General features: G+C 33.6%; 9 protein-coding genes. 4 read left to right on the top strand and 5 right to left on the bottom strand.

All coding sequences use genetic code 11. The features are described 5' to 3' along the window. Positions 1–74 precede the first annotated feature (74 nt). The gene (locus tag BUC11_RS10795) at positions 75–2,528 is read left to right on the top strand and encodes a TonB-dependent receptor (protein WP_073353988.1); all 2,454 of its coding nucleotides are present in this window, start codon (positions 75–77) and stop codon (positions 2,526–2,528) included. 124 nt (positions 2,529–2,652) lie between these two features. On the opposite strand, the gene BUC11_RS16770 is transcribed toward BUC11_RS10795, so the two are convergent. Continuing rightward, complete coding sequence (locus tag BUC11_RS16770) at positions 2,653–2,826, bottom strand: hypothetical protein (protein ID WP_091256901.1); 174 nt, start codon at positions 2,824–2,826, stop codon at positions 2,653–2,655. A gap of 246 nt (positions 2,827–3,072) precedes the next feature. Between BUC11_RS16770 and fumC the strand changes: the two genes are divergently transcribed. Then, entirely contained in the window at positions 3,073–4,470 is a 1,398-nt protein-coding gene (gene fumC, locus BUC11_RS10790) for a class II fumarate hydratase (RefSeq protein WP_073353987.1), read from the top strand. Between the two features lie 194 nt (positions 4,471–4,664). Then, the gene (locus BUC11_RS10785) at positions 4,665–6,533 is read left to right on the top strand and encodes an RNA-binding domain-containing protein (RefSeq protein ID WP_073353985.1); all 1,869 of its coding nucleotides are present in this window, start codon (positions 4,665–4,667) and stop codon (positions 6,531–6,533) included. Positions 6,534–6,631: 98 nt separating this feature from the next. Here BUC11_RS10785 and lpdA read toward each other — a convergent pair whose 3' ends face one another. Beyond that, positions 6,632–8,035, bottom strand: coding sequence for a dihydrolipoyl dehydrogenase (lpdA, locus tag BUC11_RS10780; RefSeq protein ID WP_073018126.1), 1,404 nt, complete (start codon positions 8,033–8,035; stop codon positions 6,632–6,634). Between the two features lie 272 nt (positions 8,036–8,307). Beyond that, complete coding sequence (locus BUC11_RS10775; RefSeq protein ID WP_073353983.1) at positions 8,308–8,766, bottom strand: Lrp/AsnC family transcriptional regulator; 459 nt, start codon at positions 8,764–8,766, stop codon at positions 8,308–8,310. Positions 8,767–9,039: 273 nt separating this feature from the next. Between BUC11_RS10775 and BUC11_RS10770 the strand changes: the two genes are divergently transcribed. Beyond that, entirely contained in the window at positions 9,040–10,248 is a 1,209-nt protein-coding gene (locus BUC11_RS10770) for an aminotransferase class I/II-fold pyridoxal phosphate-dependent enzyme (protein ID WP_073353982.1), read from the top strand. Positions 10,249–10,632: 384 nt separating this feature from the next. Here the strand turns inward: BUC11_RS10770 and BUC11_RS16615 are convergent, their stop codons facing one another. Both BUC11_RS16615 and BUC11_RS10715 read right to left on the bottom strand, forming a co-directional pair. Beyond that, the gene (locus tag BUC11_RS16615; protein WP_084129614.1) at positions 10,633–16,650 is read right to left on the bottom strand and encodes a PAS domain S-box protein; all 6,018 of its coding nucleotides are present in this window, start codon (positions 16,648–16,650) and stop codon (positions 10,633–10,635) included. A 320-nt stretch (positions 16,651–16,970) separates the two neighbouring features. Further along, a complete protein-coding gene (locus tag BUC11_RS10715; protein WP_073353980.1) occupies positions 16,971–19,127 on the bottom strand; it encodes a catalase in 2,157 nt (718 codons plus the stop codon). Between the last annotated feature and the right edge of the window lie 219 nt (positions 19,128–19,346).

Here is a 19,346-nt window from a genome sequence, read left to right as displayed (position 1 = left end):
TTTTTTTATGACAGTAGGCATTAAACAAAAACCAACTTTTAACGTCTAACGTTGTTTAACCAATGTTTATAGTAATGAAAAAAATAAAATCTATTTTACTTCTTGTTCTCTCATTTAACACCTTTTTTAGTTTTGCCCAACAAGCACCTACAGTCCCAAAAATCAAAATTTCGGGAAGAGTGGTAGAAAAAATAAGCAATCAACCTTTAGAATATGCAACCATTACATTTTTGGTTCCTAACAATCCCAAACCAGTTGCAGGAGGTATCACAAATCCAAAAGGAGAATTTGATATCGAGGTTACACCAGGTGTTTATGACATAAAAATTGAGTTCATCTCTTTCAAGGTAAAAGAAATCAAACAAAAAAACCTAAAATCCAATACAAGTTTAGGCTTAATTAGTTTAGAGGAAGATGTAAATCAATTGAACGAGGTTATTATTCGTTCTGAAAAAACTACCGTTGAAATCAAATTAGATAAAAAAGTATATAATGTAGGTAGTGACCTTATGGTAAAAGGCGGAACGGTAAGTGATGTTTTGGATAATATTCCTTCGGTTGCAGTTGATGTTGAGGGGAACATAAGCCTGCGTGGAAATGAAAATGTTAGAGTATTGATAGATGGAAAACCATCAAATGCGATAAACATAGCTGAAGCATTACGTTTAATACCGGCTGATGCCATTGAAAAAGTAGAAGTAATTACCAACCCATCCGCTCGATATGATGCTGAAGGTGGTGGGGGTCTTTTAAATATTATCTTAAAAAAAGGTAAAAATTTAGGTTTAAATGGAACCTTTATTGCCTCAACGGGGTATCCTGAAAATTACGGTTTAAGCGGTACTTTAAATTATAAATCAGACAATTTTAATATTTTTACCACTCAAGCTTACAATGATCGTAATAATCCTGGAAATGCTTTTACAAACTCTAGATATTTAAATGCTGACAATACAACTCGAGATTACATCTACGAAACCAGAGAAAACGAAAGAAACAATAAAGGCTACAATGGGAATTTTGGTGTAGAATGGTATTTGAACAAATCAACATCATGGACAAATTCTATTAATTACCGTAAAAGTAATGGAAAGAATAGAGATGACGTTTTTCAAGATTATTATGATTCAGGTTTTAATTTTGATTACACACGCAATCGAGTAAATGATGAAAATAGCGACAGTGAAAATGTAGAATTTGCTACCAACTTCATAAAAAAATTCAAAAAAGACGGACACAAATTGTCAATTGACGGATCCTTTTCTACTAATGATGATATCAATAATGCTATAATTACAGATAAAGACTCTAGAACAAATTTGGTTACATTTGATAATACTCGAAATGATCAAACTCAAAGTAGAAATTTACTTCAAATGGATTATGTTTTACCTTTTGGAAAAGGAAGTCAGTTTGAAGCAGGATATCGCGGTGATTTTTCAAAATTACTAACGGATTATCAAGTGGATAATGACGGAGTAATTAACAACAACTTTACTAATACATTAGAATATAAAGAAAAAGTAAATGCTCTTTATACTCAATATGGTGTGAAAATCAATAAATTCTCAGCCCTTTTTGGGTTACGTTTTGAAGATTCAAATATTGAAATTAACCAATTAGCTACGAATGATTTCAATACTAAAAAATACAATAATTTCTTCCCTAGTGCTTTCTTCACTTATGAAATTTCAGATAAAAGTAGCACTTCAGTAAGTTACAGTCGCAGAATCCAAAGACCTAGAGGCCGATTCTTAAATCCTTTCAGTAACTTATCCAGTAATATCAATATTTTTGTTGGAAATCCTGATTTAGATCCAGCATTTACTGATGCTATTGATTTTGGTTATATCAAAAGATGGGATAAATTAACATTCAACACTTCCTTATATTTAAACAAAACAAATGATTCGTTTCAATTTGCCCGAAGAGAATCTGGTGACTTTGTCAATGGTACGCCTATACTTATTAGCTCGCCTATCAATTTAGCTACTGAATTCAGAACAGGATTTGAATTTACTTTAAACTATTCTCCTTACAAATGGTGGAAATTAAATGGGAATTTCAATTTCTTTAGAAACGAAACAAAAGGTGATTTCACTTATACCGACTTTAACAATAATGAAATCTCACAAAATTTTGACAATACAGCTACTTCTTGGTCTACAAGACTAACCTCTAAAATCACGTTGCCATACAAAATCGATTGGCAAACAAATGCTAGTTATAACGGTCCACAAAATAATGCTCAAGGAAGAAGTTTAGGCATTTTTGCAGCAAACTTGGCTTTTAGTAAAGATGTCATGAAGGAAAAAGGAACACTTGCATTCAATATTAGTGATGTATTCAATTCGAGAAAAAGAATCATGGAAAACAATCTTCCAGGTATCGTAAATTCATATAGTGAAATGCAATGGAGAGAAAGACAGTTTAGTTTATCGTTTACGTATCGTTTTAACAAACCAAAAAACGAAAGAGAACGACCTAGACAAAATCAAAATGAAGGTGAAGGTGACTATCAAGGATAAAAAAATAAGGACTCCCGAAAAGGAGTCCTTGTTTTTTTGTATCCATTAAAAATGCGATTTCAAAAACTAAGATGTATAAAAAAAGGACTCGTAAAAACGGGTCCTTTTTTTGTAACAAAACAGATTATACTGCTTGTTGCTCTTGCTTCTTTTTATCTCTTTTCTCTTTGTATGCTTCCCAAGTTGCTCCACCTACCCAATAGGATACGAAACCAACTAAAAAGAACATCAACCAAAATCCTATAGTAAGAATGGTTAAGAAAAGTAAAAAGCCTAAATACTGTGAAAATTCAAACATGTTTTCCGGAATTTTTGAATGTAGCCACAAATGTAAGTTTAATTCCTTTTCATACCAATAAAAAAGGATAAAAACTACCCATGAATTTTTATAAAAAAGGAATTTTCCGTATTTTTGAACTCAGAATTTGGAGCTGTTCCCGCTGTACACTCCAATCTTTTCTTTTTTAAAGAAAAAAAGAAAAGGATTTCCATTTCCATCGCGGCTAAAAATCGAATAAACTACATATTTATAAATAACATCAACATGAAATTCAGAATAGAAAAAGACACCATGGGTGAAGTGCAGGTTCCTGCTGACAAGTATTGGGGCGCACAAACAGAACGTTCTCGTAATAATTTTAAGATTGGCCCGTCCGCTTCGATGCCAAAAGAAATCGTAGAAGGTTTCGCTTATCTAAAAAAAGCAGCTGCTTACGCTAATTGTGATTTAGGAGTTTTACCAATCGAAAAACGAGATGCTATCGCTGCCGTTTGTGATGAAATCCTTGCTGGTAAACTAGACAATGAATTTCCATTGGTTATCTGGCAAACAGGTTCTGGAACACAGAGTAACATGAACGTAAATGAAGTAGTTGCAAATCGCGCTCAGGTATTAAAAGGATTGAACATTGGCGAAGGCGAACAATTCATTAAAGCAAACGATGATGTGAACAAATCACAATCTTCAAATGATACGTTCCCAACTGGAATGCATATTGCCGCATACAAAGCAGTGGTGGAGATTACAATTCCTGCTGTTGAAAAATTAAGAGACACTTTGCACGCCAAGGCTACTGATTTTAAAACAGTGGTAAAAATTGGCCGTACGCATTTAATGGATGCTACTCCGCTTACATTGGGGCAAGAAATTTCAGGATATGTAGCACAATTAAACTATGGTTTAAAAGCAGTTAAAAATACGTTAGCTCACTTATCAGAAGTAGCTTTAGGAGGTACAGCAGTAGGAACTGGATTGAATACTCCAGAAGGATATGACGTAAAAGTAGCGGAATACATAGCGGAGTTTACAGGACATCCCTTTGTAACAGCCGAAAATAAGTTTGAAGCTTTGGCTGCACATGATGCAATTGTAGAAACACACGGTGCTTTAAAACAATTAGCCGTTTCATTGAATAAAATTGCTAATGATGTACGTATGTTAGCTTCAGGACCACGCTCCGGAATTGGAGAAATCCTTATTCCAGAAAACGAACCAGGTTCTTCTATCATGCCAGGAAAAGTAAATCCAACGCAGTGCGAGGCCTTGACTATGGTTTGCGCACAAGTTATGGGGAATGATGTCGCTATTTCTGTGGGCGGAATGCAAGGTCATTATGAATTGAATGTTTTTAAACCTCTGATGGCAGCAAACTTTTTACAATCTGCCCGTTTATTAGGTGATGCGTGTCTTTCTTTTGACGAACATTGTGCTCAAGGTATTGAACCAAACTACAAACGAATCAAAGAATTAGTCGATAACTCGTTGATGTTGGTTACTGCTTTGAACACTAAAATTGGATATTACAAATCGGCTGAAATTGCTCAGACGGCACATAAAAACGGAACAACATTAAAAGAAGAGGCGGTGCGTTTGGGTTATGTAACACCAGAAGATTTTGATGCTTGGGTTAAACCCGAAGATATGGTGGGAAGTTTGAAATAAAATCTAGTCAATCTCAAAATAAAAAAATCCCAAATTCCAACTAATACATTGTGGAATTTGGGATTTATTATTTTGTAAATCGGTATTTAAAATATTTGAATTTTAACTACACGTATTACATTTTGACCTTTTTTAAATATTTATAATTTTATTAAAATGTATATCTTTGGCTATATAATATAATATTTTGCAATATGCCATTAATAGATAAAACTTTAGAGATAATCGAGCATTGTTTAAAAAACAATTCTTATAAAGAAGTTGAAACAGAAAGAATAGAATTAAAGGACTTATCAAACAACGGTAAATGGACAGAACTTTATTCAACTGTGTGCGCTTTTCTTAACACAAATGGTGGAAATATAATCATTGGAATTAATGAAAATGTTAGAGATAAGAAATATAAATTTACTGGTTTTAATTATCACGATGAAAATAAATTAAAAGAATTAAGCGCAAAATTTACTGATAAACTTGGAAATTCAAAGCATCTATTAAATTATTTTCCAAATTATGAAATTAGAGATTTTTTAGATGGAAAAGTAGCCATAATATATGTTGAAAAGTTACCAGAAGACGAGAAATTTGTTTATCATAATAAAATTGCTTACAAAAGAAAATTTACTGGAGATCATAAATTAACTGAGAAAGAAATTAAAGCACAAGAGGAGCTAAAAATAGAATTAATAAATGCCCAAGAATTATCTATTGTACCAAATACCTCTATTGAATTAATAAATATTGAAAAACTAAATGAGTATATAGTACAGTTAAATATTGGTAAAAAAGTTGAGACTTTAAAAGCTGATTTAACTACTGCTATTCCTTTTTTAAATAGAAAAGGCTTTGTTCGAGAAGGTAGTCCAACCTTGTTAGGAATGCTTGTTTGCGGAGATTATGTTGAAGATTATATTCAAGGAAAATGCGAGGTAGATTGTTACGTTGAAGTTAAAAACAAAATAGCTGAAGATAAGCAAATATACAGGGAAAATATTATTGATTTAATCCAAAAAAGTGTAAATTTTGTTTTTAGAAACACTAAAGTTGGCATAACATCTGAAAAAGGAGGAACGGCGCAACCTGAATATCCAGAAGATTTAGTTCGAGAAATTGTTAATAACGCCTTAGCTCATCGAGATTATAAAAGTAATAGATTTATAATTATTGAGATCAGACCTAATAAGAATTTGATGATTCAAAATCCAGGTTCTTTTCAAGAAAAGCAAAGATTACATGTAGATACAAATCAAGGAAAAATCAGAAGAATTATTCCAATACAATATGCCAGAAACCCTAAACTTACTGACTTGTTAAAAAGTTTCAATAGATGGGAAGGAAAAGGAAAAGGTTTAGCTTCTTTAACAGATGCGTGTCTAGAAAATTTGATTGATATGCCTTATTATATTTTATCGGAAGATGAAATTAAACTTTTTGTTCCTAAAGGAAAAGTTTATGACGATAAAATGGAAATTTGGTTAAAATGTTATGCTGGATATTTATCTGAAAAATATGGAAAAGAATTAAGTGAAGAGGAAAACGTAATACTGAGTTATTTTTATAAATCTGAAACTTTAAATCGCTTAGATCGCTATACAATACTTTTAACTTCCGATAATAATCACAAAAACATAATTTCAAATCTGGAAGAAAAAGGTTTATTAATTAAAAATAATAATAGCACGGAAATTTATCCAGTTTATATTGTTGATAGAGTTTTAACGGAAACTGATTATTCAGCTAAACTTAACACTATTTTTAAATCTGATTTTGAACTACTCCCAGATAAATATAAAAATGTTTTAAATGCTATTTATCAACATTCTACATTTGGGAATCAAAATGAGATATTAGGCGCTAATAGCATCGGAAACTTTATTTATTTCTCCGAAAACAAATCAATCGAAGATTCAAAAAAGTTTGAAAATTTTAAAAGAACTATTAGAACTATTTTTAATAAATTAGAAGAAAAAAAGTTTATTGTTCGTAAAAACAATAAAAAATCAGATTTTAAAATTAACAGATCCTATCAACACTTAAGTGATTTATTTGAAAATAAAACTTAGTCAATCCCAAAATAAAAAAATCCCAAATTCCAACGTAAATTGTGGAATTTGGGATTTATAATTTTTGGAATTTCGTATTTAAAATATTGGAATTTTAATTACACGTGCAAGGCTCTATTATCTGTAGCTGCAAGTGCAGCTTCTTTAATCGCTTCCGCAAAAGTAGGATGCGCATGAGAGATTCTAGAAATATCTTCGGCGGATGCTTTAAATTCCATGGCAGTTACTGCTTCGGCAATTAAATCAGCACAACGCGCTCCAATCATGTGAACACCTAAAACTTCATCCGTTTTTGCATCAGCAAGAATTTTTACAAATCCGTCTAAATCTCCTCCTGCTCTCGCACGACCTAATGCTTTAAATGGAAAACTTCCTGCTTTGTATTCAATTCCAGACGCTTTTAATTGCTCTTCTGTTTGTCCTACAGCAGCTACTTCTGGCCAAGTGTACACCACTCCTGGAATTAAATTATAATTTATATGTGGTTTTTGACCTGCTAAAAGTTCCGCAACCATGGTTCCCTCCTCTTCTGCTTTGTGAGCAAGCATCGCTCCACGAACGACATCACCAATTGCATAAATATTTGGAACATTCGTTTGCAAATGATCGTTTACCTCAACCATTCCTCGATCTGAAATTTTCACGCCTGCTTTGTCAGCATTCAATCCATCAGTATAAGGACGGCGACCAACAGAAACTAATGCATAATCGCCTTCCAGCGTTATGGTTTCTCCCTTACTATTTTCGGCTTGCACTACAACTCCTTTTCCATTTCTTTCTACTGATTTCACTTTGTGTGAAACGTAAAATTTCATGCCTTGTTTTTTAAATACTTTAGTCAATTCTTTAGATAAAGAGGCATCCATTCCAGGAATGATTCTGTCTAAATATTCTACTACAGATACTTGCGCTCCTAAACGCAAATACACTTGTCCAAGTTCAATTCCTATAACTCCACCACCAATAATCACCAAATGTTTAGGAACTTCGGGAAGTTTCAACGCTTCAGTAGAAGTGATTATTCTTTCTTTATCTAATTTAATAAAAGGTAAGTTCGATGGTTTAGAACCTGTAGCGATAATTATGTTTTTAGCTTCTACAGTTTCCGAAGTTCCATCTGCTTTTGCAATCGCGACGTGTGTGGCATCAACAAATGAACCTAAACCTTCAAAAACAGTAATTTTATTTTTATCCATCAAAAATTTCACCCCACCTACAGTTTGGTCAACTACAGCTTGTTTTCGTGCAATCATTTTTTCTAGATTCACTTTTATTTCTCCAGAAACTTCAATTCCGTGCTCAGCAAAATGCGCTACGTCACTGTAATGATGCGAAGAAGCAAGTAATGCTTTAGAAGGAATACAACCTACATTTAGGCAAGTTCCGCCAAGAGCGGCATATTTTTCTATAATTGCTGTTTTAAAACCTAATTGCGCACAGCGAATTGCTGCAACATATCCTCCAGGGCCAGAACCTATAATGACTACGTCAAATGAACTCATAGTATATTTTTTTTATTGTGTTTTTATAAAATGTTGTACAAAATTAAGGAATTAAGTTTTGTTTAAAGTTTAATTCAGAAGGTTTTTTGTTATGAAAATGGGCTTTCATTAAGGAATGAACATCGAGTGAATGCTATGCAAACACAAATGAAGGTATGCGAATTCCATATTCCAATAAAAAACAAAAAGAATCTACATATAAATTAAGTATTTTGGATGCGCTTTGTCAATGGTAGGAAGGAGGAGTCACAAAAAACTACCTTTTATAATTATCAAACGTCGACCACTGTAGTATTTTTTACTTCACTAATCATAAAAGTGCTGTGTGTGCTTCCAATATGTTGCAAAGTAGTCAGCTTTGTAACCAAAAACTCCCGATACGCTTCCATATCTTTTACCACTATTTTCAGAATATAATCGTATTCGCCACTCACGTGATGGCATTCTAAAACCTCTTTTAGCTTCACGACTTCACTTTCAAATTTGGTAAGAAACTCTTTGGTATGCTGTATCAATTTAAGGTGACAAAAAACGACAAATCCCTTTTCGACTTTAGAACGATTGACTAGCACTACGTATTTATCGATGATTCCTTCTCTTTCGAGCTTTTTAATGCGCTCATATACCGCAGTAACGGAGAGATTAAGTTTTAAGGAAAGTTCTTTCGTTGTTTTTTTACTGTCGGATTGCAATAAGAAAAGTAATTTTTTATCGATGGCGTCTAATGTCATTTTTATTGAAATTTAAATTGAAATAAAATCTATATAAATCTTGTTTAAGGAGCTAATTTAGAAAATTAAATTACATTATTTTTATTTTATAGTTTTAAAATCTAATATTAAACAACATGATTGATTATTAATCTAGAACTACGTTATTTTGAATAGATTTTGTTACTAACGAAATACCCTAGCCCTGATAGCAGTGTAAATCCTTTTCTTTTTTTTAAAAGAAAAGATTGAAACGAATAGCAGGATTAGCTTCAAATAATAATAGATACAACTATGAAAAATTTCAATCCCGCAGACAACATTCAGGATTTACAGTGCTTTGGCGAATTTGGTGGTGTAAATCCATCCATTTCTGATTCTTCCACGTATACGTTTTTATCGGCAAAAACCATGTTCGATACTTTTGAAGGAAATATGGAAGGCTGTTATTTGTATTCTCGCCATTCTTCTCCAAGTAATTTGTATTTAGACAAAGCTTTGGCAGCGATGGAAGGAACAGAAACCGCTAATGTTTCGGCCTCCGGAATGGGCGCGATTACCCCTACTCTTTTGCAGTTGTGCGGCACGGGCGATCACATTGTTTCGAGCAGAACAATTTATGGAGGAACGTATGCTTTCTTAAAGAATTTTACCCCGCGATTAGGCATCAAAACTACCTTTGTAGATATTACAAAACTTGCTGTTGTAGAAGCTGCAATAACGGCTGAAACCAAAGTTTTATACTGTGAAACAGTTAGTAATCCATTGCTGGAAGTAGCTGATATTGAAGGTTTATCTAAAATTGCAAAACGCCATAATTTAACGCTTGTGGTTGATAATACATTTTCACCATTGTCCGTTTCTCCTGCACGATTGGGTGCTGATATTGTGATTCACAGTTTGACTAAATATATCAACGGAAGCAGTGATACTGTGGGCGGAGTAACGTGTGCCTCGAGAGAATTTATTGATAGTTTAAAAAACGTCAATAGCGGAGCCAGCATGTTACTGGGACCTACAATGGATAGTTTACGTTCAGCGAGTGTGATGAAAAACTTGCGCACTTTGCATATCCGAATGAAACAGCACAGTCATAATGCGATGTATCTGGCGCAACGCTTCGAAAAAGACGGTCTAAAAACAGTATATCCCGGTTTAGAAAGTCATCCAAGTCACGAAATATATAAAACGATGATTAATCCAGAATATGGTTTTGGAGGAATGATAACTTTGGACGTAGGAACTTTGGCAAAAGCCAATGAATTAATGGAATTGATGCAATCAAAAAATCTAGGGTATCTGGCCGTGAGTTTAGGATTTTACAAAACGTTGTTTAGTGCCCCTGGAACTTCGACATCAAGTGAAATTCCCCTAGAGGAGCAAATAGAAATGGGATTGACTGATGGTTTAATCCGATTTTCTATAGGTTTAGACAATGACATTGAAAGAACCTATCAAATGATGAAAGCGTGTATGATGGATTTGAATATTTTGCTATCTTAAAACAATTCCGCTTGTAGTAAGCCAGTTAAAAGCCTGTATACTCAATCATACAGGCTTTTGCACTCTCAAAAAAATAGTGAACACGTTTTTTTAACCTTGCTTTTAAATCATTTATTGAAGGTAAAAGTAAATCGAAGTACCTCATTTATTTTGATGTGGAGCTTATCGTTGAGCAGCTTTCGCTTATCTTCATCAAATCGTACCTAATTATTTTTTTTCTTACAACCGGCTTAAATTGCAGTTCCCTGGCCTAAAAGAATGAAAAAAAAGGAGCGAAAATAATTTTATTTTCATTCCTTTTTTTCATTCTTTTTCAGTTTTTTACCTAATTTTTTACTTGGCATCAATAGTTAAAAGCTCTTTTTAGACTTTGTTGATAGAGAATCAATTCTTATTCAACCATTTTTGCAACATTTTTTCTAAATCCAATTGAATAATAGGTTTAGGTAAGTAATCGTTCATGCCTGCTTGAAGGCATTTTTCTTTATCGCCTACCATTATGCCCGCCGTGATTGCAATTATAGGAATATCTTTAGCTTCCTTTAGTTGTCTAATTTCATCTGTTGCTTCATATCCATTTTTATTTGGCATCTGAATGTCCATTAAAATCACGTCAGGTTTTTCTTTTTTATAAATATCAACAGCCTCATTACCATCCTTAGCTTCAAGAATAGTGCAATTAGAGATGATTCTTTTGACTAATGTTTTAGCTAGTAACATATTAATTTTATTGTCTTCCACTATTAAAACTGTAAGGTCACTTAACGTATGCAAAGGTTTAATAAGGTCGTCTTTTATGCTTTTGGTAAATAACGCCGTTGTATTTTTCTTATGTTTCGCCTTCTTGAATGTAATCACAAAAAAGAAATCGCTTCCGTCGCCATATTTACTGATCAATTGTAACTTGCTATCCATCAAGGCCAGTAATTGATTTGAAATGGCCAACCCTAATCCTGTTCCACCAAATTTTCTACTAGTGGAATTATCCTCTTGTACAAACGAATTGAATATTTTCTCATTGTTTTGGGTTTTAATTCCCACTCCAGTATCTTTTACAGAAAACTGAATCGTTGATCCTTTTGCATTTGAGAAGTCAATCTGATTTATATCCAATCTTATTTCACCAAAATTGGTAAATTTAATCGCGTTACTCAAGAGATTTACAAGTATTTGTTTCAATCGCACAGAATCAGCCAAAATGTATTGCGGAACGTTATTATTAATGTCAAGTATTAAATCTATCTTCTTTTGATTTGCTTGGAATTTAAATAAATCTATGACTTGATTTGTCAATTTAAAAAGATTCACCTCTTCAATATTAAGTTCTAATTTTCCAGATTCAATTTTAGAGAAATCCAACACATCATTGACAATTTCCATTAATGATGTTGCAGATTCATTGACAGTCGTCATGTATTCTGCTTGATTTTTTTTCAAATTTGACTTCATTAATAAATGAGTAAATCCAATTATACCGTTTAATGGCGTTCTAATTTCATGACTCATATTAGCTAGAAAATCAGTTTTTGTTTTGTTGGCAGATTCAGCTAATTCCTTAGCTTTTAGCAATTCCATTTCCATTACTTTTTGTTCCGTAATATCAATAAAACTGATTACTATTTCAAAGATTTCACCCTTCTCGTTACGATCTGGATAACCGTTTACTAACAACCATACAATATCTTTTTTTGTAGAACGGTGTACACCTAACACAAAATTTTTCAAAGATTTCTTTGTAGCAATAATTTGGTTTACGGGATAGTTGTTAATAGACAACGGTGCATTTTCCTCATCTAAAAAATTCCAAGGAAGATCAGAAGCTTTCATCCCTTTCATTTCATTATTAGTCAATCCCAATAATTCAGCTGCTTTTTGATTATTGACAATGATGGAAGTATCAGCAGCATGAACTAGAATCCCTGCATCAAGATTGTTTAGTAAACCACGGTATCGCTCCTCGCTTTTTAAAAGTGCAAAATCGGAATTTTTTGCCGCAGTAATATCACGTGACAGACAAATAAAGTGAATTTCTTGTGCATCACTTTCCACCATAGGCGCAATTGAAAGTTCAAACCAATGCAATTCCTCATTTAGCTTTAAGGAATATTGTTTTCCGGTAGAATATCCTTCTAGCGAAGCTTCTTTTATAGCAGACAAAATTAAATTAGCTACATCTTTATTTAAAACGTCAGAAAATGTTTTTCCTAAAAAAACTTCTTGAGGCAGCGCTAATAAATCATCGCGGCGCGAATGATAATTAAAAATTTTACCGTTTATGTCTACTTCAAATAACAGGTCAGGAATGGCGCCAAGAATAGCTTCAATTTTTTTATGCATTTTCCTAAATTCGTCGTCCTTTTTTTTACGCTCGCTTATATCCCTCACAATGGCAACAATTCGACCATCAAGAATCATCTTTGCCGTGATTTCTACTGCAATAAAAGATCCTGTTTTGTGAAGCATAGTTCGTTCTATTAAGGTTTGCTCCCCATTTAATAATTCTTTGAACATAATTGGCCTTCTTACAAGTTCGGCATCAGTGTATAAATCTACTATGTTTTTTGTACAAAGTTCCTCTTTACTATACCCTAACATAACACAGGCACTTTCATTTACCTCTAGTAGGTGTCCATCGGCATCATTAATAAAAATAGAGTCTGAAGCTTGTTCGATAAGACTTCTATATTTCTCTTCACTTCGTAATAACTGCTCCTTAATATTTTTTAATTCGGTGATTTCGATCATGGCTCCATTTAAACGAATGGCTTTTCCAGATTCATCTCTGGAAATAATTCCTCTATCATAAAAAATTCCATAACTACCATCTGCTTTTTGAAAACGGAATTCGTCTGACCATAAAGTGGTTGACCCTACATAGGAATCTTCTAATTTTTTAATCACTCTTTCTCGATCCTCTGGATGAACCTTAGAACGCCATATAACACTATTGTTCTGGCCATTTGGTAAACTACTGCCAAATCCGAAAAGAGTAATGAAAGTTTGATTGTTCCAACTTTCTCCTGTTAGTACATTATATTCAAATACTGCATCATTAGTTGCTGCAGAAATCATTTCAAATCGTTCGTTAGCAATTTTTATTTTCTCCTCTGCTTTTTTAATATCAGAAAGATCCAATCCCATTCCTAAGAGACACCTCTTTCCTTTGTACTCAAAAGCATGAGAATTAATGTAATATGGAATTTTATCTTTATTTTTTGTAAATAATTTGACTTCTAATCCAGGTGCTTTAATTTCAAAGACCGTCTTTAATCTTGTTCGTATTATTTCCTTATAATCTTCATCATAAAAATCTACCGCTTCCATTTGACCAATTTCAGCTGCACTATAACCACTAACTGTCTCAAAATTTTTATTCCACCTGACAAATTTTCCTGATTCATCATACATATAAAAAACGCCAGGAAGGTTATTGATTATCAGTTCCGAAAGTTGTTTTTCCTTCAAAATGGCATCCTCAGCAATCTTGCGCTCTGAAATATCAGTAATAGTACCAATATATCCTACGATCTCATTTCTGACATTTTTTTCCGGAATCGCCTGGCCCATAACCCAAGCTATTGATCCATCCGGACGCACAAAACGATACTCTGACAATGACTTTTCAAGATCATTTGTTGCTTCCTCCCATCCTTGCGCTACTATTTTTTTATCCTCCTGATGAACAGCCGTTAACCAGCCGCTACCCATAGCTTCTTCAAAAGACAATCCAGAAATTTGACACCAGTAGGGATTAACATAAGTAGTATCTCCTTTTGTATCTGTGCGGAAAATTCCAACTGTAGAAACTTCCGTTAAGGTGTGATATCTTTGCTCACTTTCAAATATATCTTCTTCCGCTTTTTTGCGTAGTGCTTCTTTTTCAAAAATTTCTAATGCAAAAGCCACATCGCCTGTCGCTTCCTCTAGTAATGCGATTTCCTCTTTATCAAAAAAGTTTTTCTCCTCTGCATAGAAAGAAAAAGCACCAATTGCTTTTCCAAATTTTTTTATTGGAACTGACATTACAGATAAATATCCTCTCTCCAATGCTTCTTCTTTCCAAGGCAGCATCATTAAATCGTTTTCAATATCATTACAAACAATCGATTTGCCCTGTCCAATGGCACGACCTGCTGGACCTCTTTCTAATGGTTCATCATCTATTGTTATGGTTTTAATTTTGGCGAAATAACCATTGTCATCCCCTACAATTTTCGCCGGTATCACTTTTTTAGTTACTTCATCTACAATGCCAATCCAAGCCATTTTAAACTTTCCTAAATTAACTGCAATAGTACATGCTTCCGTGAATAAGGTTTCTTGATCCGTAGTTCTTACAATCATCTGGTTAATTTGACTGATAAACAAATACAGCCTATTGGCTTTAATAATTTTTTGTTCCGCCAAAATTCTTTCAGTAACATCCGTGACAATTCCGTGGCAAATCACCGTTCCTTCCGGCTCAACTACAGGTAAAGAATTTACACTATGCCAAACCATTCCTTTTGTAGGATGAAAATAGCGGTATTCTCCTTTGAGAGAAACTAACTTGGATTTAGTTTCATGTATGCTGCACATCAAGCTCTCTAAATCATCCGGATGAATTAATCCGAAAATTTTATTTACATCAAACTCAATTTCTTCATAGGTAAACCCATATATTTCCTCAATGGCATGACTGGCATACGGATAACTCAATGAACCGTCTTTGTTTTGCCGCATGGAATAAATCAATCCAGGCGAGGTAGCCGCAATTTTAGCAAATTTATCTTTTTCTTTTGATAAGGTTTCATTGGCCATGATGCTTTCAGTGACATCTCTTAAATTGACAACAATACCTTTCACGCCATTGTGCTCCATCATATTATTTAGAACTCCCTGCAGCCAGATATAATTTCCATTCTTATGCTTTACTTGAAATAAAACGGGATGCGGTTTTTCTGGATTGTTAAAAGTGTTCTGCACCATTTCATGAACATATTCCAAATAATCAGGATGGAAATATTCTTGTTCCGTTAAATTTTCATATTCTTCGTGTGAGTATCCGTTAACACGAGATGACGACGGGCTGCGAAATAGAGTATTGAAATTTTCATCAATCACCGTTATAATACTGTCATTATTTTCCACCAAGGCTCGAAAGCGTTTTTCGCTTTCTTTTATTTTTTCTTCGGCTTTTTTATTTTCAGTAACGTCTTTAACAAAACCTAGAAATCGGTCATCCGAAAGCTTTACGGCATCAATGAAGCAAAACAGTTCAGTTCCATTTTTACAAATAATTTTAATCTCCCCTTTTATCGCTCCTGTTTCTTGTAAAAATTGAAATTTTTGCAAGGTAGCATCAGCTTGGTCCTCTGAAGATAGATCGCCAAATTTCATCAGTAAAAGTTCTTGCTCAGAATATCCCGTTAATGTAGATGCAGCTTGGTTTACTTCAATATAGTTTCTATTTTGATCGATGACAAAAATTCCATCAGGAGCATTTTCAATGTAATACTTAAACTTAGCATCGCTTTCTTGCTCAATTAGTTTAAGTTTATAGTCTATCACTGCAACTTCTCGCTCTTTAATTGACTGCTCGATTAGTTTTTCCTCTGTGATGTCCTGAGTATTGCCTCTAAGTTTAACAACATTTCCCTTGTTATCTAGTACCGGTTTTACAATAATCGTGAGCCATTTTATTCTTTTTTTCGAAAAAATCGCGCACTGCTCTGATTCAAACGATTTTTTATCAAGCCTAGATTGTTCGATTTTATTCTGAAAAATAACAAGATCCTCCTTCGCAAAACGACTTAAGTATCCCTTGAATAAATTTTGCTCTAATTTTTCATCAATTTCGTAAATAGAATACAATTCCTTAGACCAAACCATTTTGTTATCAATTAAATCTAATTCCCATGTTCCTATCTTGGCAATTTTTTGGGCAATGTTTAGTAGATTTTCACTGAAAATTAAATTTTCTTGAGCTTTTCTCTTTTCGGTAATATCTCTTCCAATTCCATAAATAATTTGCATCGGCAGATTTACGCTGAAAATCCAATGAATAACAACAGTTTCTCCATTTTTTTTAATACACCTGTTTTCGAAATTTAATGAAGTTAAATCTTTGGATAATCTTTCGACTTCCGCAGCTGTATTTTTTTGATCTTCGGGATGAACGAATGTAGCAAATGGATTGTTAAGAAACTCCTGCTCTGAATACCCAAATTTATGTACAAAAGCTGGATTTATTTCTTTAAAGTAGCCACCATAACCTAATAAAAAGAGCAAATCTTCTGATTCTTTTGTAAAGAATTCAAGATTTGATTTTTTATGTTCTCCATTCACTAACCGAATTATCTCTAATTCTTGTTCCTGTATTTTTTTGAGTAATTCATCGTACGTTGGTTTGGCCTCATTCATACCCACAAAATTGAAATAATTAGCAATAAAGTTATTGTAAAGGCTAAATGTAATAAAATAAAAACAACATATAAAATTAGGTTCGCTTTTATAAAAAAAATTTAAAACTTACGCTTCACTTCTGCTCAAGCAATAAGCAATGAAAAATGCAACGACTTCTCTACTTACTTAATTACGTTATAAAGCATAACTTACAATTTCTTTTTTATAGAATCCATTTAGTTACGAGTATTCTAATTCTTTATAAAATACAAAAACCGAAATTTTCATTTCGGTTTTTTCTTGACTGTATGCTTCGGTTGTAAATTAAAAAAATTCCACTATAGCTCTTCTTCACGATCCCAAAAACGATGTTTGCCCATGGCATCTATAAAAGAAGTTGTAAAGGTTTTATCTGGATTTTTTGAATTAATAATTATTCCATTTTCACCCTCTGTAGAATCCAATTTGTCTGTACGTTTTGTGTTGCTAAATATATCAGATTCGTCAGCACCAATAACTTTACAATGTTTATAGGCCTCATTTATAAATTCGATTACTGCGTCATTGGAATTCATGAATTTAGCATTTTTCCCCCCTGGAATATATACTGCATCAAATAAAACTGAGGAAGCAATTAGAAAACTTTGATCTACTTTGACTTCACTTCCATCGTCCGTTTTTATGCTGCCTAAATGTGGTGCTATAATTTTAATACTCGCTCCTTCTTTTTCTAATGCGGTTTTCATAGCATTAATTGAAGCCCTATCAGCGCCCTCTGAGCATAAAAATGCAACTTGTCTGGTCGCAATTGTTTTGGACAGGGTTTTGCTTTTAAGCATACTTAATGAAGCGGAGGATTTCACGCTTTGAGGAACTTTTTTAGGTTCGTATTTTTGTTCGTCTGCATTCGCGCCAACACCATGATTTATCGGTTTTTCAGGACTCTTTGGCACCTTAAGCCCTAGACCTTTGGCTACTTTGTCTGTCAGAGTGGTATCTATTTGAGATAATAGTCCAAGCATGCGGGTTTGAATTGCCGTAGTCTCTAATTTACCTAGTTCAAAGCGCAATGCATTTATGATATGATTTTTTTCTATTTGAGTCTGACTGTTATAGAATAATGTTGCTTGACTGAAATGATCCGAAAAACTTTCGCTGCGGTCACGCACTTTTTGGGCATCAATTCTTTCATTAAAACTGGCAAAGCCTCCCTCTTCAATTTTTGCCTGAAAAGGACAGCCACCACCTAAAGAATTCGGGTGATAACTCACTCTGCCTACATTGATTTCCTGACGCATGTGTCCGTCACGCTGGTTATTGTGCATCGGGGCAATGGTTCTATTAATTGGAATTTCATGAAAATTTGGACTCCCTAAACGCGATAATTGCGTATCTGTATAAGAAAATAAACGTCCTTGCAGTAAAGGGTCGTTTGTAAAATCGATTCCTGGAACAATATGACCAGGGTGAAAAGCCACTTGCTCTGTCTCAGCAAAGAAATTATCTGGATTTCGGTTGAGAACCATTTTCCCAATTATGGTAACTGGAACCAACTCTTCGGGTACTAACTTAGTAGGATCTAATAAATCAAAATCAAATTTGTGTTCATCGGCATCTGGTATAATTTGAACTCCTAATTCCCATTCAGGAAACTGTCCGTTCTCGATAGCCTCCCATAAATCCTGACGATGAAAGTCTGAATTTTTCCCTGATATTTTTTGGGCTTCATCCCAAGCGACTGCATGTGTTCCCAATTTTGGTTTCCAATGGAACTTAACAAAATGAGATTCGTTTTCTTTATTTACAAAGCGGAAGGTGTGAACACCAAAACCCTCCATCATTCTTAAGCTTCTGGGTATTGCTCTATCAGACATCACCCACATAATGGTATGCATCGTCTCTGGCATTAAGGAAATAAAATCCCAAAAAGTATCATGTGCTGAGGCAGCTTGCGGCATTTCGTTATTCGGTTCCGGCTTGACGGCATGAATTAAATCAGGAAACTTTATAGCATCTTGAATAAAAAACACGGGGACATTATTTCCAACTAGATCATAGTTGCCTTGTTCCGTGTAAAATTTTACCGAAAATCCTCTAATATCGCGTGCTAAATCTGTAGAACCTCTAGATCCTGCTACTGTTGAAAACCGAGTAAAAACAGGAGTTTTAATGCTTGGATCTTGAAGAAATCCTGCCTTGGTGTATTTCTCCATAGATTCATAAACCTGAAAATAACCGTGTGCTGCTGAACCTCGGGCGTGTACAATTCTTTCAGGGATTCTTTCATGGTCAAAATGGGTGATTTTTTCTCTTAAAATAAAATCTTCCAACAGTGAAGGGCCCCGTTCACCAGCTTTTAAGGAATTCGTGTCATCATTGATTTTTAAACCCTGATCCGTAGTCATAAAATGTTCAGTACCATCGGATTTATTTAAATTTAAATCCTGTTGCTTCCTGTTTTCAGCATCGTCTAGGTCTTTTTTGGTGTTTTTCATTTTGCCAATTTTTTAGCGTTTGTAATTCTTATAAATTTACACTTTTAAAAAATTATCTGTTTATATAATTCTAATAAAATTTTACAATATTATTTTATCAAAAATTATAAATAATTGACTTACAATTTTTTATAATTAAAAAAACACTTTGATAAAATAAATCATCATCAAAATAAAACTAGTTAAATTAAAGTTTATTGCAAATGGAAGGAGTTAAAA

Origin of the sequence: Flavobacterium xanthum (genome assembly GCF_900142695.1) — a bacterium.
GTDB classification, from domain to species: Bacteria; Bacteroidota; Bacteroidia; order Flavobacteriales; family Flavobacteriaceae; genus Flavobacterium; species Flavobacterium xanthum.
The sequence above is the reverse complement of the archived record's forward strand: the minus strand, read 5'-3'. Positions and strand labels throughout refer to the sequence as shown.